Genomic DNA, 17,931 nt, shown 5'->3' on the forward strand with positions numbered 1-17,931 from the left:
CCTCCGGGCTTCCCTTCGGTGTTTCCAACCTTACCAGATCCGTTTTCCGTTCCTTCCGCTTCTCAATCGAAGCAGTCGGTTCGAATTCCGTTTCCGGCCCCCTGTCGGAGCGGGGTTTCTCGCCTTTGCCTTGCGGCTTCCGGCGTGATCACTACTTTAGCGGATTTCCCCCGCGGCGCCTAATCGGCGCCCGATCCGAATTTCGGACACGCCGAAATTCATCCCGTTCAAGGGTCATGCAAAGAGGTGATCGCCGCCGATGCGGCTCGAGTGGCTGTCCCGGAACCGTACCGGCCCCGTGACAACTCGGAGAACACTACGGATCCGGCGGACCCGTGTCAACCGGCCCCGTGGGCCTCGGTCGAGGGCCTCAGTCGAGGTCGTTGAGCCGTCCCCCGGAGTCCGGCTGGGCGCGCTCCACACGGCGCAGCAGCCGGGTCAGCATCTCGCCGAGCTGGGCACGCTCGTCGGCTGAGAGGTCCTGGAGGAGTTCCTCCTCGAAGACCGTGGCCTTGCGCAGGCCCTCCAGCCACTTCGCGCGGCCTTCCTCCGTGATGCCGACGATCACGCGGACGCGGTTGTTCTCGTCCCGCTCCCTGGTGACCAGGCCCTCCGCGACCATGCGGTCGATGCGGTGGGTCATGGCGGCGGGGGTGAGGCCGAGGCGTTTGGCGAGGTCGCCGGGGCCCAGGCAGTAGGGGTCGCCGGCGAGGACGAGGGCCTTGAGGACCTCCCACTCGGCGTTGCCCATGCCGAGCTCCGCGGTCTGGCGCCCGTACGCGACGTTCATGCGGCGGTTGAGGCGGCTGAGAGCGGAGACGACGCGTTCCACCTGCGGGTCCAGGCCTTGGTACTCGCGCTGGTAGACGGCGATCTGCTCTTCGAGGCTCGGCTCGGCGGGCCCGGGGGTGTCTGCCATGAGCGGCAGTATCGCAGAAATCATTCGCGCTAAAGCCCTTCGCCATGTACTCTTTAGCTTCGAACTTTAGCATCGAAGTCTTCAACCTTGAGGGGTGAGTGTGACCACCGCGATGGGCGCCGCGCTGCGCCGGATCCAGTTGGGCAACGCGTTGAGCGCGTTCGGCAACGGCTTCACGGTTCCGTATCTCTACGTCTATGTGGCGAAGGTGCGGGGTCTGGGAGCGGGGACAGCGGGTCTGACGCTGTTCACGCTGGCCGTGGCGGCGCTGATCGTGCTGCCCTTCACCGGTCGGGCGATCGACCGGCGGGGTCCGCTGCCCGTGGCCATCGTGGGTACGGTCTCGGCGGCGATCGGTTCGCTGGGGCTGGGTCTGTCGAGCGTGACCCCGCTGGTCATCGCTTCCGCCGCCGCGCTCGGTGCGGGTATCGCGGTGATCCAGCCGTCGCTCGCGACCATGATCGTGTGGTGCTCGACGCCGCTGACCCGCTCCCGCTCGTTCGCCACCCAGTTCTTCCTCAACAACCTGGGCCTCGGTCTCGGTGGGCTCATCGGCGGTCTGATGGTCGACGAGAGCGCCGCGTCGAGCTTCATCCGTCTGTTCGCCATCGAAGCGGTGATGTTCCTGGTCCTGGGTGCGACGGTGGCGACCGTGAAGCTGCCGGAGGTTCCCCGGGTCGAGGACGCCGTGCCGACGGACGGACGGCCCGAGGGCGCGTGGCGCACTCTGCTGCGGGACCGTTCCATGGTGTGGCTGTGCGTGCTGGGCTTCGTGATGTTCTTCGCCTGCTACGGACAGTTTGAGTCGGGCCTGGCGGCGTACGCCACGGAGGTCACCCACGTCTCCCCCGCCACGCTGGGCATCGCGCTGTTCGCCAACACGGCCGCGATCGTCGTGACGCAGTTCGTCGTGCTGAAGCTGGTGGAGGGCCGTCGGCGCAGCCGGGTCATGGCGCTGGTCGGGCTGATCTGGACCGTGGCGTGGGTGGCCGCGGCGCTGTCCGGTCTGGTGCACGGTGCGCAGGCGGTGGCCACGGGGCTGCTGATCTCCACCTACGTGCTCTTCGGTGTCGGTGAGTCGATGCTGTCGCCGACCGTGGCGCCGCTGGTGGCCGACCTGGCTCCGGCGTCGCTGATCGGTCAGTACAACTCGGCCTTCGCTCTGGTGAAGCAGCTGGCGATGGCGTCGGGTCCGCTGCTGGGCGCGCTGCTGGTGGGGCTGGGGCTGTCCGGTGTCTATGTGACTCTGCTGATCACGTGCTCGCTCGGCATCACGGCGCTGGCCCTGCGGCTGGGGCGCCGGCTCACGGTGGCGCAGGACAATCCGTTCGTCGCACGCGCCCAGCGGGCACGGGCCATGGCTCCCGCCGAGACCGACGAGCGAGTGCCCGTGGCCGCCTGACCTTCGTCAGAGAACGCGCCGGACAAAAGGGTGGGCCTGGCGGAAGTGAAAGCTTCCGCCAGGCCCACCCTTTTCCTCATGGGTACTCATGGACGCCCGCGCCCGGCAGCGCGAACTCGCACCAGACGGCCTTGCCGCCGCCCGGGGTGCGGCGCGAGCCCCACGACGAGGCGATGGTGGCGATGATCGAGATACCGCGGCCGGCCTCGTCCGCGGGCTCGGCGCGGCGGCGGCGCGGCAGGTGGTCGTCGCCGTCGGTGACCTCGATGATCAGGCGGCGGTCGGTGCGGCGCAGCCGGAGCCGCATGGGCGGTTCACCGTGCTGGAGGGAGTTGGCCACGAGCTCGCTGGCGGCCAGGACGCCCAGGTCGCGGAGCTCGGTGGGGAAGCGCCAGCTGGCGAGGACGCCCGAGGCGAAGGCGCGGGCGCGGGGCGCGGCCTCGATGCCGCCGAGGAGCTCGAGCGCGGCGTTGTGGAAGAGCTCTGCGTCGTGGCCGGTGCGGAAGGGGTGCTGGAGGACGAGCAGGGCGACGTCGTCGTCGTGTTCCTGGGTGACGCCGAGGGCGCGGATGAGGCGGTCGCACATGACCTGGGGTGAGCCGGTCGCACCCGTGAACGCCCGCTCGAGTGCGGCGACGCCTTCGTCGATGTCCTCGTGGCGACGTTCGACCAGGCCGTCCGTATAGAGGACGGCGCTGGAGCCGGGGCCGAGGGGCATGCTGCCGGAGGTGTGGAGCCAGCCGCCGGTACCGAGCGGGGGGCCGGTGGGCTCGGCGGCCCGGTGGACGGTGCCGTCGGGGTCGCGGACGAGGATCGGCAGATGGCCCGCCGAGGCGTAGACGAGGCGGCCCTCGTTGGGGTCGTGGACGGCGTAGGCGCAGGTGGCGATCTGGGTGGCGTCGATCTCGGCGGCGAGGCCGTCGAGGAGCTGGAGGACCTCGTGGGGTGGGAGGTCGAGGCGTGCGTAGGCCCGTACGGCGGTGCGGAGCTGGCCCATGACGGCGGCCGCGCGGACGCCTCGGCCCATGACGTCGCCGATGACGAGCGCGGTGCGGCCGGCGCCGAGGGTGATGACGTCGTACCAGTCGCCGCCGACGGCGGTGTCGCTGCCGCCGGGCTGGTAGGTGGCGGCGACGCGGAGGTCGTCGGGCTGCTCCAGCTCCTGGGGAAGGAGGCTGCGCTGGAGGGTGACGGCCGCCTCGCGCTGGCGGCGTTCGCTGGCGCGCAGTCGTTCCGCGGCTTCCACCTGGTCGGTGACGTCGGCGGCGAAGACGAGGACGCCGCGCCGGGTGTCCGTGCCCTTCGTGTCCGTCCTGGCGGTGGGGGTGTCGGGCTTTCCGCTGCTTTTCGCCCCGCCGCCGCTCTTTGCGCGCTTGCGTCCGCTCGCGTTCCTGTCGGCGGTTTCCTCGCCGCCCGCGCCGTCCTCCCCGCTGCTCCTGCTGTCCTTATTGTCCTCGCCGACGTCGATGGGGGTGCAGGTGAAGGTGTAGTAGCCGTGGCGGCCGGGGGCGACGGGGACGCGGCGGGACTTGACCGTGCGGGGTTTGCGGCTGCGCAGTACCTGGTCCATCAGGGGGAGCAGGCCGAGCTCGGTGAGCTCGGGGAGGGCGTCGCGGGCCGGGGTGCCGGGGGCGCGCGGGCCGAAGAGGGCGGCGTAGGCGTCGTTGACGTAGGCGATGCGGTGTTCGGGACCGTAGACGACGGCGACGAGGGCCGGGACAGTGCCGAGGATGTCGTGGACGGAGAGCGCGTCGAGTCGGGGGACGGGCTCGGCGTCCGGCGCCGGGGTGCACTCGGCCCGGGCGGCGGGCACGGTGCCGCCGCTACCGCCGGGGGGCGCGGGCGGGGGCTGCTGCGGGGACGTGGCGGGCGTGCGGTCGGCGCGCGCCGCTGCTCGGCGCTGCGTTCCGGGGAGCCGGGCGCTCCAGCGGGTGAAGTTCACTGAGGATTACCTCGCGGAGTCGTTCCGGGTCAGCTCGGCGACGTGGGATGCCTTGCGGGGTGGCGGTGCCGCGCGCCCGGCTCGGCGACGCGGTTGGCGGTGCGGGGGCCGGCCCCCGGGGGAGTGCAGCAAACGTCCGGATCCTCATGATTGTTACTCTTCGCGGCTACCAGCCCACCCATGGTCACACGTCCAGTGTGGCCGACGGGTCCGACATTCGTCAGACGCCGCGTCCCAGAAAAGGCGTTCCCGTGCTCCGGGCCACGCCGGTCACCGGGGTCAACTCGCCTCCGGGTGGCGTCCGGTGCCCGCCGCGAGCTCGAATTCGGCCCGGGGGTTCTCCAGCGAGCCGAGCGAGACGATCTCGCGTTTGAACAGCCCGGCGAGGGCCCAGTCGGCGAGGACGCGCGCCTTGCGGTTGAGGGTGGGGACCCTGCTGAGGTGGTAGGCGCGGTGCATGAACCACGCGGGGTAGCCCTTGAGCTTCCTGCCGTAGACGTGGGCGACGCCCTTGTGGAAGCCGAGGGAGGCGACGGAGCCGACGTACTTGTGGCGGTAGTCCTGGAGGTCGTGGCCGCGGAGCGAGGCGATGACGTTCCGGGCGAGGACCTTGGCCTGGCGCACGGCGTGCTGGGCGTTGGGGGCGCAGGTCGCGTCGGCCTGACCGGCGGTGAGGTCGGGGACGGCCGCGGCGTCCCCGGCGGCCCATGCGTGCGGGGCGCCGTCCACGCGGAGGGCGGCGGTGCAGACGAGCCTGCCGCGTTCGTCGAGGGGCAGGTCGGTGGCGGCGAGGACGGGGTGGGGTTTGACGCCGGTGGTCCATACGAGCGTGCGGGTGGGGAAGCGGGAGCCGTCACTGAGCACGGCGACGCGGTTCTCGCACGACTGGAGGCGGGTGTCGAGGCGTACGTCGATATTGCGGCCGCGCAGCTCCCGGATGGCGTACTGGCCCATCTCCGCGCCGACTTCGGGGAGGATGCGGTGACTCGCCTCGACCAGGATGAACTTCAGGTCTTCGGGCTGGACGTTGTGGTAGTAGCGGGTGGCGTAACGGGCCATGTCCTCCAGCTCCGCGAGCGCCTCCACGCCCGCGTAGCCGCCGCCGACGAAGACGAAGGTGAGGGCGGCGTAGCGGACTTCGGGGTCGCGGGTGGAGGAGGCGATGTCGAGCTGTTCGAGGACGTGGTTGCGCAGGCCGGTGGCCTCCTCGACCGTCTTGAAGCCGATGCCGTGGTCGGCGAGGCCGGGGACGGGGAGCGTGCGGGAGATGGAGCCGGGAGCGAGGATCAGCTCGTCGTAGTGGAGGTCGACGGCTCCGGTGCCCTCTTCCTCGGTGGCGAGGGTCTTGACGGTGGCGGTGCGGTTCTCGTGGTCGATGGCGGTGACCTCGCCGGTGAGGACCTGGCATTTGGCGAGGACCTGGCGCAGGGGGACGACGACGTGCCGGGGCTGGATGGAGCCGGCGGCGGCCTCGGGCAGGAACGGCTGGTAGGTCATGTACGGCTCGGGGTCGATGACCAGGATGTCGGCCTCGCCGCGCTTGAGCTTCCGCTGGAGGTGGAGGGCGGCGTACATCCCCACGTAGCCGCCGCCGACGACCAGGATGCGCGCGGGGGCGGAGGCTTCTTGGCGGGTGGAGGCTTCTTGGGTGGGGGCTTCCCGGGCGGGGGCTTCGGTGGCCGGATCGGTTCCCGCCGGTGCGGGTTTCCGCCCCTCCCGCTCCTGCCGTCCCTCGTGCCTCTCACGCGCCGGTCCGCTCTCCAAGGCTCTCTTCCTCCTCGTGCTGCCGCGTCGTCCTGGCATCGTCCTCGCGTTGTGGCACAGCTCCTTCCCATGACGCATCGGTCTCAGTGGTTTGTCCACAGGCCTTTTGAAATGTACGACCGGCGCCGGAGCTGATCCGTCCGTGCGAGGAGGCTCGTCAAGTAGGAAAAATTCGCAGGTCAGAGGGGATGCGACAAGGTGGAGCGGTGGTGCAGAATCAAAGGGGATCAGGCCTGTACTCCAATCGGGGACGGCCTGTGCGGAACTACCCCCTTCTTTCTTGACCTGGGCTCAACTATGTTCGTACTCCGTCGGGGTGTCGAGACGCGCCCCGGCAGTCAGGGCGGGGAGTCTCCGGGGGGAGACGTCATAACCGGGGGAACGTATGACCATTCAGAGCTCTCATTGGTCTGCCGCTGTCGCGACGACGACCGACGGCACGAGTGGCCGTAATACGCCGTTGCGCGTGGATGCTCAGCGCAATCTGGAACATGTCCTGCGGGCGGCTCGCGAGGTCTTCGGCGAGCTGGGGTACGGGGCGCCGATGGAGGACGTGGCGCGCCGGGCCCGGGTGGGAGTGGGGACGGTCTACCGCCGGTTCCCCAGCAAGGACGTGCTGGTCCGGCGGATAGCCGAGGAGGAGACGGCACGGCTCACCGAGCAGGCGCGCACCGCGCTGGGGCAGGAGGACGAGCCGTGGTCGGCGCTGTCCCGGTTCCTGCGCACGTCGGTGGCGTCGGGCGCGGGCCGGCTGCTGCCTCCGCAGGTGCTGCGGGTCGGCGTCGACGTGGAGGCCGAGGAGCTCCGCGAGCGGGTTCCGGCGCGGGTGCCGCAGCAGCGGCAGCCCGTGGGCGCCGGGGGTCAGCTGCACGAGCTGCGGCTCGTCGAGCAGCGGCCGACGGCGGTCCAGGAGCGGGACGACGCGGGTGCGGCGGCCCTGCTGGACGTCGTGGGCCGGCTGGTGGAGCGGGCGCGCTCGGCGGGTGAGCTGCGCGCCGATGTGACCGTCGCGGATGTGCTGCTGGTGATAGCGACGGCCGCGCCGTCCCTGCCGGACGCGGCACAGCAGGCGGCGGCCTCGTCGCGGCTGCTGGACATCCTGCTGGAGGGGCTGCGGTCCCGTCCCGCGCGGTAGTCGTCCACGGTCGGTCGGTCGCCCACCGTCGGCGGAGGCTGTGATGTGACGGTTGTCGGCGTCGGCGCTGGTCGTCGGCGTCGACAACCGCCCTTCTATCGTCGGTTCTCGTGACCATCGGTATTCCGGCCCGGGCAGGGCCCGGACGGGTGGTTGCCGTCGGTGAAGTGATCCTGCCGCGTTCCCGTATGCGAGGCTGCTCGGAGTTCGAGTGTGCCGGCGTGTACGGGGAGCCTGCGCTATGAGTGTTGACGGGCGGGAAGAGCCTCGCGGGAGCGACGAGGCCGGCGATCCTTCGCCGCTGCACAAGGTGCCCGATCAGGGAGGACCGTCCGCGTCCTCCCCCGATCCGGGCCCCGACTCCCTCTCCGGCGCCCTGGACCTGTGGTTCGGGCCCGTCGGTTCGGGAGTGCCGGCGCCGAGGGACAGCGGCCGGGCGGATGCCGAGCCAGGGGTGACAGACCGGGGTTCTTCCGGCATTCCCACACAGATCGATGCCGCCGGTTGTACCGAGAACGGTGCGCCGGTCGATGATGCGGGTGTGCGGGAAGACCAGGAAGACACGGATGTGCCACCGTCCGACCTCGAGCTGGTCGCACAGCTGCGCGGTGGGGAGAACGGCGGAGCGTACGAGGAGCTGTACCGGCGCCATGCCGGCGCGGTCCGCCGGTACGCCCGTAGCTGCTGCCGCGACGACCACACCGCCGAGGACCTGACCAACGAGGTCTTCGCCGCCACGCTCCAGGCTGTGCGGGGCGGCTCCGGGCCGGACACGGCGGTACGGGCGTATCTGCTGACCACGGTGCGGCGGGTCGCGGCGGCCTGGGGGCGGACGACCCGGCGGGAGCATCTCGTCGAGGACTTCGCCGTCTTCGCGACCTCGTCCGCGGTGGCGTCCGTCGCCGCCGAGGACGACACGCTGGGGCTCGGCGCGGACGTACGGGCCATGCAGGAGGCCGAGGAGACCCTGGCCGTGCGGGCGTTCCGCAGCCTGCCCGAGCGGTGGCAGACGGTCCTCTGGCACACCACCGTGGAGGAGGAGTCGCCGAGCGAGGTGGCACCGCTCCTCGGGCTGACCGCCAATGCCACGGCGGTACTGGCGCACCGGGCGCGCGAGGGGCTGCGACAGGCCTATCTCCAGGCTCATGTGAGTACGTCGCTGACGTCCGGTGGCGAATGCTCGCGCTACGCGGACCGGCTCGGCGCGTACGCGCGCGGCAGCCTGCGGGCCCGGGCCGAGCGGGGGATGCGCAGGCATCTGGAGGGGTGTTCGCGCTGCCGTATGGCGGCGCGGGAGGTCGCGGACGTCAACGCGCAGCTGCGCGGGCTGCTGCCGGTGGCGGTCATCGGCTGGTTCGCCGCCGACTGGTCGCTCAAGGCGGCGTCCGGGCTCGCCGCGGGAGCGGCCGGGGCGGCGGGAGCCGCTGCCGTGAGCACAGGTGCGGGCGCCGGTGCGGATGTGGGTGCCGGTGCGGGCGCTGGTTCGGGTGCCGGTGCTGCGGGGAGCGGGAGCGGAGGCGCGGGCGGCGCGGGCACTGCGGGGAGCGGGGCCGGGACGGGCGGGTCGGCTTCGGCCGGGTCCGGGGCGGCGGGGTCCGGCGCGTCCGGTTCCGGGGTCGCGGCGCAGGGGCTGGGACTGGCGGCGAAGGTCGCGCTCGTCGCGGGGACCGTGGCCGCGGCCGGGGCGGTCATCGCCTACACCCTGGCGTCCGGGACGTCCGCGCCGCCGGAGAAGCCGCTGGCCAAGGACACCGTGGCCCCCGCCCTGCCGACGCCGCGCGCGCCGAAGGCGACGCCCAGGCTGACCGCCTCGGAGGGCCCGACGGCCCCGCCCGCGCTGGTGGCGAAGCCCGTGGCGGGCCCTTCGGGCACGCACGCGAGCACGGACGCGTCGGCCGGGGCCTCGCCCTCGGCGCCCGCGCCCTCCGTGTCGCGCGCCCCGTCGGCCTCCGCGTCGTCGGCGGCGGCTTCGGCCGCGGCGGGGGCCGGGTCCGGGCCCACCGCTCACGCCCCCACGGCCCACCCCTCCTCCCCCACCTCGAAACCCAAGCCGAAGCCCACCCACAAGACCGACCCCACGTCCGCCCCCGAGCCGAAGCCCACGAACAAGCCCCGGCCCCCGGCGGTCTTCCAGCTCAACCAGCTGGAGTACAGCGGGCTCGGCGACGGTTCGCAGCCCGAGGTGCGGTTCGGCGCGAGCAGTTGGCTGTGGCAGCGGTACGGCGGTGTCCGTATCGGCGGTACGGCGTACCGCCACGGGGTGACCGTCCACGCCGCGTCGTCGGTGACGATCGACCTCAACCGGTCCTGTACGTCCTACGACGCCATGGCGGGTCTGGACGACATGTCGTTCGGCCTGGGCACGGTCACGTTCTCCGTCTACGCGGACGGTTCCCGGATGTGGAGTTCGGGCCCGGTGCGGGCCGGGCAGGCGGCGGTGCCGGTCCATGTGCCGCTGACGGGGCGCAAGACGCTGCGCCTCGTCGTACAGCCGGTGTCCGCGTGGGACCGGGTGGCGGTGCCGGACTGGGCGCTGGCCCGGATCAGCTGCGGCTAGATCCCGCCCACTCGCCCACTCGCCCGCCCACTCGCCCCCGTCGCCCTGGCCCGCCGCCCGTCGGGCCGGGCGCCGTCCTCACAGGCTGGGCCGGGGCGGTACGCCGCCCGCCACGGCGCGTCGGCGCGGTGCCGCCGGGCCCGTCCAGCAGGTGCCGCGCCGGGCGAGGAGGCGGCGTAACCAGACCTCCGCCGAGACGAGTTCGGCGAGCCCGTCCAGGGGCAGTGGCACGCCGTTCGCCGCCGCGTGCAGGGCGCCCCGTACGACGCCGGCGTCGACGAGACCCGCGTCGGCGAGGAGCGGTGTGGCGAAGAGGTCCTGGAGCGGGCCCAGGGAGGCCCCGATGCCGGCGCGTCCGGCCGCCGCGTGCGCGGCGTGGGACGGGGCGCCCCAGCCGAGCGGCAGTTCACGGATGCCCGCGCCAGCCAGGACGGAGCGCAGCACGGAGGCGCGCGCCCCCGGCTGCACCCGGAGCGCTTCGGGGAGCGCGCGGCAGGCCCGTACGACCTGGTTGTCGAGGAAGGGGGCGTGCAGGCGCTGGCCGCGCACCTCCGCCGCCTGCTCAAGAACGCGGTGGTCCGCGGCGTGCCGGCTGAGCGCGGCGGCGGCGCGGCGTTCGCCGGGGCGCTGCGCCAGCCCGTTGGCGCGGACCGCCGCGCGCTGGAGGCGAACCGATACTTCCGCGAGCGCCTCGCCGGTCAGCCATCGGGCGGCGGGCCCGGTCCGGCACCAGGTGAGGGCGGCCAGCGAGGCGTCCACGGGGCCGCCCGCCACCCCGGCGCCCGGGACCGGGTCGTACGCCCTCGGAGACAGCAGCTCCGCCGCGGCTCCCTCAAGGCCCTCGCGGTAGGACGTGCGGGCGAGCCGCCGCGCGGCCCGGTAGACGGTGAAGGGGACGAACAGCGAGTGCGCCGAGGGGCCGTCGGCGCGGGCCAGCGCCGAGACGGGCTTCAGGAGGTGCCGCCGTCTACGGTCCATCAGCAGGTCGGCCAGGCGGGCCGGGTGGGCGTCGAGAACCTGCCGGGCACCGTGTCCGACGAGGTGGTCGGCGCCACCGGCGGCCAGTCTTCTGCGGTGCCGGGCGGCGGAGGCGATGGCGGGGCCGGGTTCGTCGGTCAGCGGGCCGTCGTACAGCTCGGCGTACGGCAGCGCTTCCGTTCCGGCGGCGACGATGACGTGGCGGAGCCGGGGGTTGGCGGCGATCGTGCGGGCACGTTCGAGTTCGGATTCGCGGGTGCGGCCGCCGTCCGAGGCGAGGTCGTTGAAGGTGACGGCGAGCAGCCGCTCGCCCGTTCCCGTGCCGAAGCCGAGGGGTGTGCCGGGCAGGCCCGGCAGTCCGGCCGCCAGCAGCGCCAGGGTGCCGGAGGCGCTGCCTCCGGAGAGGTCGGCGCCGACCCCGGGGGCCGGTCCGTGACGGTAGGCGGTGCGCCGGTGGGCCGGTCCCGCGCCGGGCGCGGACCCCATACCGGGGGCGTGCCCGTGGCCGTACGCGCCCTCGGACGAGCCGTACGAGCCGTATGAGCCGTACGAGTTGCATGAGCCGGCCGAGCCGTACGCGCCCGCGCCCGGTAGGTGCTGTCCGTCGCCGTACTCCAGGGCGTGGCGCGGGGCGGCGAGCCGGGTCCGTACCGCTTCGACCATCGCCTCGCGGACGCCCTCGACGGCCTGCCGTACGTCGAGTTGGGGCGCGGCGACGGCGATCGAGGAGGTGGGTTCGTAGCCGGTGACGTCCCGCGCGCCGTCGCGCAGCACCAGCGCGTGGCCGGGCGGGACGCGGCGGATGCCGGTGTAGGGCGTGCCGTCGGCGAGGGCTTCCGGGGAGTCGGGGCAGGCGAGGAGCGCGGCGAGGTAGCCGATGTCGAGCTCGGCCTCGACGAGGTCGGCGAGCGGGAGGGCCGCGGTGGCGTAGGCGGTGCCGCCGGACCAGGCGGCGTGGAAGACCGGGCGGGCGCCGGCGAGGTCCCCGGCGACGGTGAGGCGGCGGCCGACGCGGGCGACGGCGGTGTAGCTGCCCGGCCAGGCGGTCAGGTGGCGCAGGGCGCCGCCGCGCGCGGCGAGGAGGCCGGAGCGCAGGGCGTCGTCGCTCGCGCCGCAGCGGCCGAGCACGGCGAGCCGGGTGTCGGCGTCGGCGTGGACGACGCGCACCTCATCGGGGCGCCAGTCGCCGACGGCCCACAGGGGCGCGGGGTCGCCCCACAGGAGGCGGGCGCCCACGGGCTCGACCTGGGGGCCGGGCGAGTCGGACCCGGGCTGGGCTCCGGTTCCGGCAGCGCCGCGGCTCCACCCCACCAACCAGCGCATCGCCGCCTCCACAGGCTGTGGACAACCAACAGGACAACCAACGGGCCGCACATCAGGTAGCAGTCATCATGCACAGCGGGCGACGGTTGCGACATCCATGGGGCACCCCTGGGACATGTCTGGGGCGCCCGTTGGGCGACAGGTTCCGTGCGACACCGGCTGCCAACTCACCTGACAACGGAGGGAAATAGCGTTTCGTCACGGTTCGCCCGACCGTTCGCTCCGCACCGCGTCGCCGACCCGCCTGTCCTCGGCCGCGCGGCACACCCGGATCCGGCCAAATTCGGGGCGCCCCGGTTCGAGCGGTCCGCTCAAGGGGGACCGGAAAGGAGACGGACACGGCGCGACCACGCCGGGAACGGACCGGACGGCGTGCGCGCGTACGGTCCGGGAGGCGCGAGCCACCTCCCGGACCGTGCCGCCGCCCGCGGGGAATGAGGCGACGGCCTCCCCCAGCCCACTGGTTCCAGCGCAGCGGGCCAACCCACGCCCCTCCATGGAACCGCCGCCCCTACGGGCGCGGACAGAGCGCACGGTGGGCGCACGGCCACACACAACCGGAGCACGTGCCCCTCGATGCACGCACATACGGGCCAGAATCTCGCCATCCGGGACATCGCCTCTTAACGGTCGGGATGCGGCGAACTACGCTGGGTTTACGAATGCCCCGAGCCTATGCCGGGGCGGGCGCCGTTCGTCGAGGGGTGCGCATGTCCAGGGAGCCACGCGGGCCGAATGAGAAGCTGGGCACTGTCCTCGCCCTCGCCGGCATCAGCAACGCCGGTCTCGCGCGCAGGGTCAACGACCTCGGCGCGCAACGGGGTTTGACACTTCGCTACGACAAGACATCCGTCGCCCGCTGGGTCTCCAAGGGCATGGTGCCGCAGGGCGCGGCGCCGCATCTGATCGCGGCGGCCATAGCGGCCAAGCTCGGCCGGCCGGTGCCGCTGCACGAGATCGGGCTCGCGGACGCCGATCCCGCGCCGGAGGTGGGGCTCTCCTTTCCGCGCGATATCGGCCAGGCGGTGCGGTCCGCGACGGAGCTCTACCGGCTGGATGTCGCCGGCCGACGCGGGGGCGGTGGCATCTGGCAGAGCCTGGCCGGTTCCTTCTCCGTCAGCGCGTATTCGACGCCGGCCTCGCGCTGGCTGATAACGCCCGCCGACAGTTCGGTGGCGCGCGAGCCGCAGCAGGCGGCCCGGGAGGCGGCCACGGCCGCCGCCTCGGGAGCCGGCGCGGACTGCGGTTTACCGCAGCGTGTCGGCCACAGCGATGTGACGAAGCTGCGGGAGGCCGCCGACGACGCCCGCCGCTGGGACTCCAAGTACGGTGGCGGCGACTGGCGTTCGTCGATGGTCCCCGAGTGCCTGCGCGTCGACGCGGCGCCGCTGCTGCTGGGCTCGTACAGCGACGACGTGGGGCGTTCGCTCTTCGGCGCGACGGCCGAACTGACCAGGCTGGCGGGCTGGATGGCCTTCGACACGGGCCAGCAGGAGGCCGCCCAGCGCTACTACATCCAGGCGCTGCGGCTGGCCCGGGCGGCGGCGGACGTCCCGCTCGGCGGGTACGTCCTGGCGTCGATGAGCCTCCAGGCCACGTACCGGGGCTTCGCGGACGAGGGCGTCGACCTCGCCCAGGCCGCCCTGGAGCGCAACCGGGGCCTGGCCACCGCCCGCACGATGAGCTTCTTCCGCCTCGTCGAGGCACGTGCCCAGGCGAAGGCGGGGGACGGCCCCGCGTGCGGTACGGCGCTGAAGGCCGCCGAGGGCTGGCTGGAGCGGGCGCGTCCGGGCGACCCGGACCCGTCCTGGCTGGACTTCTACACCCAGGAGCGGTTCGCCGCCGACGCCGCCGAGTGCTACCGCGACCTGCGGATGCCACGGCAGGTACAGCGCTTCACGGAGCAGGCCCTGGCCCGGCCGACGGAGGAGTTCGTACGCTCGCACGGCCTGCGCCTGGTGGTCTCGGCGGTCGCGGAGCTGGAGTCGGGGAACCTGGACGCGGCGTGCGCGGCGGGTACACGGGCGGTGGAGGTCGCGGGACGGATCTCCTCGGCCCGTACGACGGAGTACGTACGCGATCTGCTCCACCGCCTGGAGCCGTACGGGAACGAGCCCCGGGTGGTGGAGCTGCGCGAGCGGGCGAGGCCGCTGCTGGTGGCGCACGGGTGAGGTCCGGCCGCCTGGGGGCACCTCCCAGCGGTAGCTGGGGGAGTTTGAGAAGCCGGGGCCCGGGGGGAGGGGGGCGGAGCCGACCCCGGCTCGAACACCCACGCCCCCATCTGGCGGCCGACTGTCAGTGTCACCCGTCATCATGGTGACGTGGGTGGCGAGGCACTGAAAGTGCGCGGTGACGGCGGCGGGTACGACTGTGACGTGCTGATCGTCGGCGGCGGGATCGTAGGCCTGTCGACGGCGTACGCGATCACGCGCGCCGCGCCGGGCACGAGCGTCGTGGTCCTGGAGAAGGAGAGCGGCCCCGCTCTCCACCAGACCGGCCGCAACAGCGGAGTGATCCACAGCGGGATCTATTACCGCCCCGGTTCGTACAAGGCCCGCTTCGCCGTGCGGGGGGCGGCGGAGATGGTGCGGTTCTGCGCGGAGCAGGGTCTGCCCCACGAGGTCACGGGCAAGCTGATCGTGGCGACCGACCGCGCCGAGCTGCCCCGGCTGCACGCCCTGGTCCAGCGCGGCCGGGAGAACGGCATTCCCGTGCGGGAGCTGGGCCCCGCGCAGATCGCGGAGTACGAGCCGGCGGTGCGCGGCATCGCCGCGATCCACGTCGGTACGACGGGGGTGTGCGACTTCGGCGCGGTGGCCCGCCGCCTGGCCCGGCTGGCGGAGGAGGCCGGCGCCTCCGTGCGCTACGGGGCGGAGGTACGGGTCGTCGGGCGGCGCGGCCCGGCCGTCGCGGTGCGCACGGCGCGCGGCGAGGTGCTGCGAGCCCGGGCGCTGGTCAACTGCGCCGGGCTGTACAGCGACCGGGTGGCGCGACTGGCGGGCGACGACCCGGGGATGCGGATCATCCCGTTCCGGGGGGAGTACTTCGAGCTGGCCCCGGAGCGTACGGACCTGGTGCGGGGCCTGGTCTATCCGGTGCCGGACCCGGCGTTCCCCTTCCTGGGCGTCCATCTCACCCGGGGCATCGACGGCCGCGTCCACCTCGGGCCGAACGCGGTGCCCGCGACGGCCCGCGAGGGCTACGGCCGCTGGACGGTACGGCCGGGCGAGCTGGCCGGCACGGTGGGCTATCCGGGCACGTGGCGGATAGCCCGGCGCCACTGGCGCTACGGGGCGGGCGAGATCCGGCGCTCCCTCTCCCGGCGCGCCTTCGCGGAGGCGGTGGGGCGGCTGCTGCCGGGGATCACCGTCGAGGACCTCATACCGGCGGCGCCTGGCGTACGGGCGCAGGCGGTGCTGCGGGACGGGACGCTGGTGGACGACTTCCTGTTCGCGGAGTCGCCCCGCATGGTGCACGTGCTGAACGCGCCCTCGCCGGCGGCGACGGCGTCGCTGCCGATCGGGCGGGAGGTGGCCCGGCGGGTGCTGGTTCACCTCAGCCGGTAGGGCCGGGGGGCCGGGGGCGAAGCCCCCGGGAAACGGTGAAAGGGCGGGGCTGGGGTTCCCTCCCCGCCGCGACGGTGATCGGCCACAGCACCGGAGCCCGGCGGTGCCGAACCGAGCGCACTCCTCCCGTGGCGGGATCAGCCCCCAGGCGCCCAGGCGCCCCGGCACCCCCGCAAAGCCGACCGGAGCTCAGCGGCGAGCGGCCTCGTACACGCGCACGTAATCGACCAGCATCCGGGCGGGAAAGGGCGTCGAGCGGTCGGGCGGGCCGGGCCAGTCGCCGCCCACGGCGAGGTTGAGCAGCAGATAGTGCGGGTGGTCGAAGACCCACTTCTGTCCGTGCTTGAGCTGTCCGGAGCAGGCGGTCCCATACGGCTTGTCGTCGAGGTACCAGGTGACCTTCCCGGGCATCCAGTCGACGCGGTACGTATGAAATCCGTCGGCGAGGCTGCCGCCACGGCCCAGGGTGGTGTGGTTCTCGATGCCCTGGGCGACATAGCCGGGGCCGTGGATGGTGCCGTGGACCATGGTGGGCTGCCGGCCGAGGGCCTCCATGACGTCGATCTCGCCGTTGCCGGGCCAGGTGACCTTGTCGAAGTTGGCGCCGAGCATCCAGAAGGCGGGCCAGAGCCCCTGCCCCTTGGGGATCTTGATCCGGGCCTCGAAGCGGCCGTAGGCGCGGGCGAACTTCCCCTTCGTCGTCAGCCGCGCCGAGGTGATGTCGCAGGGCCCGAAGCCGCACTTCTTGCCACGTACCTCGCGCACCCGCTCGTGGCGGGCGGTGACGGCGAGGTTGCCGTGGCCGTCGAGGGAGACGTTGCTCGGCCGGTCCGTGTAGTACTGCCACTCGTGATTGCCCCACTGGGGCTCGCCGCCCCGGTCGAAGGACCATTTGGCCCGGTCGGGGCGGTGGCGGGCGGATCCACGGAACTCGTCGGACCAGACGAGGCGCCACCCGCGCTCGTGGGAGCCGTCAGTCTTGGGGCCGCCGGGCTTGTGATCGACGGCCCCGGTGGGGACGTGGGCGACATGGGCGGCGGCACGGGCGTGGCGAAGGCCGGTGACGCGGTCGAGGCCGGTAACGCGGTCGAGGCCGGTAACGCGGTCACGGGCTACGTCACGGGCCATGTCACTGCCGCTGATCAGCACCGCGGCGGCGGCCAGCATCGCCACCACCCCGGGAATCCGACGGGTGAGGGGGCGCAGTCGCGGTCGCGGTCGCGGGCGCAGTCGCATGAGTGGTCTCCGTCTCACTCATCGTGGCGGGCCGGGCGAGGAAGATCGTATGAGTGGCAGCGCCGCTGTCGGGGCCACCACGCGCGCCAGGGGGCACAGCCCACCGGATCGGCGGAAAGAAGCCCGCCCGCTTGACGAGTCGCGGCCGGTCCCCGGCCCTTGATCCGAAAAGGCTTCGCCGGCACCGCCCGTAGACTTGAGGAACTGTGCCCGAGAACCACGCTCCCACCACCGAAGCCACCGCCGAAGCCATGGCCCCCGAGGCCGTCGCGGCGGTACCGGCCCCTGCCGCCCCCGCCCGCGACCGGCGGGAGCCGATGTTCCCCGACGGTCCGGCGCCGGATCCCGCGGGCTCGCACCACGAGCGCCGTATCCGGTCCTTCCAGCCGCGCCGCAGCCGCGTCACGACCGGGCAGGGCGAGGCGCTGCGCCGGCTGTGGCCGAAGTGGGGCCTCGACATCGACGGCCTGAGCCGGCTGGACCTCGGTGAGCTGTTCGGCGATCCGGAGCTGCCGGTCGTCCTGGAGATCGGCTTCGGCATGGGCGAGGCCACGGCCAGGATGGCGGCGGCCGACCCCGGCACCGGCATCCTCGGCTGCGACGTCCACACCCCGGGCCAGGGCAACCTGCTGAACCTGGCCGAGCAGCAGGGCCTGAACAACGTCCGCGTGGCCAACGGCGACGCGATCATCCTGCTCCGCGAGATGCTCGCCCCGGACGCCCTCGCCGGCATCCGCGTCTACTTCCCGGACCCGTGGCCCAAGAAGCGCCACCACAAGCGCCGGCTGATCCAGCCGGAGTTCCTGGCGCTCGCCGCGACGCGTGTCGCGCCGGGCGGCCTGCTGCACTGCGCGACGGACTGGGAGCCGTACGCGGAGCAGATGCTGGAGGTCCTTGACTCCAGCCCGGACTTCGAGAACACCCAGCCCGACGGCGGCTACGCCCCACGCCCGGACTTCCGTCCGCTGACCCGCTTCGAGGGCCAGGGCCTGGACAAGGGCCACGTGGTCCACGACCTGCTGTTCCGCCGCCGCGCGGCGTAACGCACAGCACGTTCCAAGGGGCGGGAAAACCGTCACTTCGCTCTCCGCCCCTTGGTTAGGGTCGGG

Annotated in this window: 11 protein-coding genes; 6 read left to right on the forward strand and 5 right to left on the reverse strand. The window is 73.1% G+C overall.

Going from position 1 to position 17,931, the window contains the following annotated elements:
• Nucleotides 1–370: 370 nt before the first annotated feature.
• Nucleotides 371–919, reverse strand: a complete 549-nt coding sequence (locus AB0E98_RS09610) for a MarR family transcriptional regulator (RefSeq protein WP_361700581.1) — start codon at nucleotides 917–919, stop codon at nucleotides 371–373.
• 100 nt (nucleotides 920–1,019) lie between these two features.
• On the opposite strand from AB0E98_RS09610, the gene AB0E98_RS09615 reads away from it, so the two are divergent.
• Nucleotides 1,020–2,321, forward strand: coding sequence for an MFS transporter (locus AB0E98_RS09615; protein WP_361701495.1), 1,302 nt, complete (start codon nucleotides 1,020–1,022; stop codon nucleotides 2,319–2,321).
• 76 nt (nucleotides 2,322–2,397) lie between these two features.
• Here the strand turns inward: AB0E98_RS09615 and AB0E98_RS09620 are convergent, their stop codons facing one another.
• Entirely contained in the window at nucleotides 2,398–4,263 is a 1,866-nt protein-coding gene (locus AB0E98_RS09620; RefSeq protein WP_361700583.1) for a SpoIIE family protein phosphatase, read from the reverse strand.
• A gap of 279 nt (nucleotides 4,264–4,542) precedes the next feature.
• Nucleotides 4,543–5,868 carry an NAD(P)/FAD-dependent oxidoreductase gene (locus tag AB0E98_RS09625; protein WP_361701497.1) on the reverse strand — a complete coding sequence of 442 codons (1,326 nt, stop codon included), beginning with the start codon at nucleotides 5,866–5,868 and terminating at the stop codon, nucleotides 4,543–4,545.
• A 544-nt stretch (nucleotides 5,869–6,412) separates the two neighbouring features.
• On the opposite strand from AB0E98_RS09625, the gene AB0E98_RS09630 reads away from it, so the two are divergent.
• The gene (locus AB0E98_RS09630) at nucleotides 6,413–7,162 is read left to right on the forward strand and encodes a helix-turn-helix domain-containing protein (RefSeq protein ID WP_361700586.1); all 750 of its coding nucleotides are present in this window, start codon (nucleotides 6,413–6,415) and stop codon (nucleotides 7,160–7,162) included.
• Nucleotides 7,163–7,703: 541 nt separating this feature from the next.
• The gene (locus tag AB0E98_RS09635) at nucleotides 7,704–9,719 is read left to right on the forward strand and encodes a sigma-70 family RNA polymerase sigma factor (RefSeq protein WP_361700589.1); all 2,016 of its coding nucleotides are present in this window, start codon (nucleotides 7,704–7,706) and stop codon (nucleotides 9,717–9,719) included.
• 78 nt (nucleotides 9,720–9,797) lie between these two features.
• Here the strand turns inward: AB0E98_RS09635 and AB0E98_RS09640 are convergent, their stop codons facing one another.
• Entirely contained in the window at nucleotides 9,798–12,020 is a 2,223-nt protein-coding gene (locus AB0E98_RS09640; RefSeq protein WP_361700592.1) for an asparagine synthase-related protein, read from the reverse strand.
• A 710-nt stretch (nucleotides 12,021–12,730) separates the two neighbouring features.
• Between AB0E98_RS09640 and AB0E98_RS09645 the strand changes: the two genes are divergently transcribed.
• Complete coding sequence (locus AB0E98_RS09645; protein WP_361700595.1) at nucleotides 12,731–14,191, forward strand: MFS transporter; 1,461 nt, start codon at nucleotides 12,731–12,733, stop codon at nucleotides 14,189–14,191.
• Between the two features lie 150 nt (nucleotides 14,192–14,341).
• Nucleotides 14,342–15,586 carry an L-2-hydroxyglutarate oxidase gene (lhgO, locus tag AB0E98_RS09650; RefSeq protein WP_361700598.1) on the forward strand — a complete coding sequence of 415 codons (1,245 nt, stop codon included), beginning with the start codon at nucleotides 14,342–14,344 and terminating at the stop codon, nucleotides 15,584–15,586.
• A gap of 189 nt (nucleotides 15,587–15,775) precedes the next feature.
• Here the strand turns inward: lhgO and AB0E98_RS09655 are convergent, their stop codons facing one another.
• Nucleotides 15,776–16,822 (reverse strand): glycoside hydrolase family 16 protein, encoded by a 1,047-nt coding sequence (locus tag AB0E98_RS09655; RefSeq protein WP_361700601.1) that lies wholly within the window; start codon nucleotides 16,820–16,822, stop codon nucleotides 15,776–15,778.
• A 251-nt stretch (nucleotides 16,823–17,073) separates the two neighbouring features.
• Between AB0E98_RS09655 and trmB the strand changes: the two genes are divergently transcribed.
• A complete protein-coding gene (gene trmB / locus AB0E98_RS09660) occupies nucleotides 17,074–17,865 on the forward strand; it encodes a tRNA (guanosine(46)-N7)-methyltransferase TrmB (protein WP_361701499.1) in 792 nt (263 codons plus the stop codon).
• The last annotated feature ends 66 nt before the right edge of the window (nucleotides 17,866–17,931 follow it).

It is taken from the genome of Streptomyces sp. NPDC037389, from assembly GCF_040636475.1.
Lineage (GTDB): Bacteria > Actinomycetota > Actinomycetes > Streptomycetales > Streptomycetaceae > Streptomyces > Streptomyces hesseae.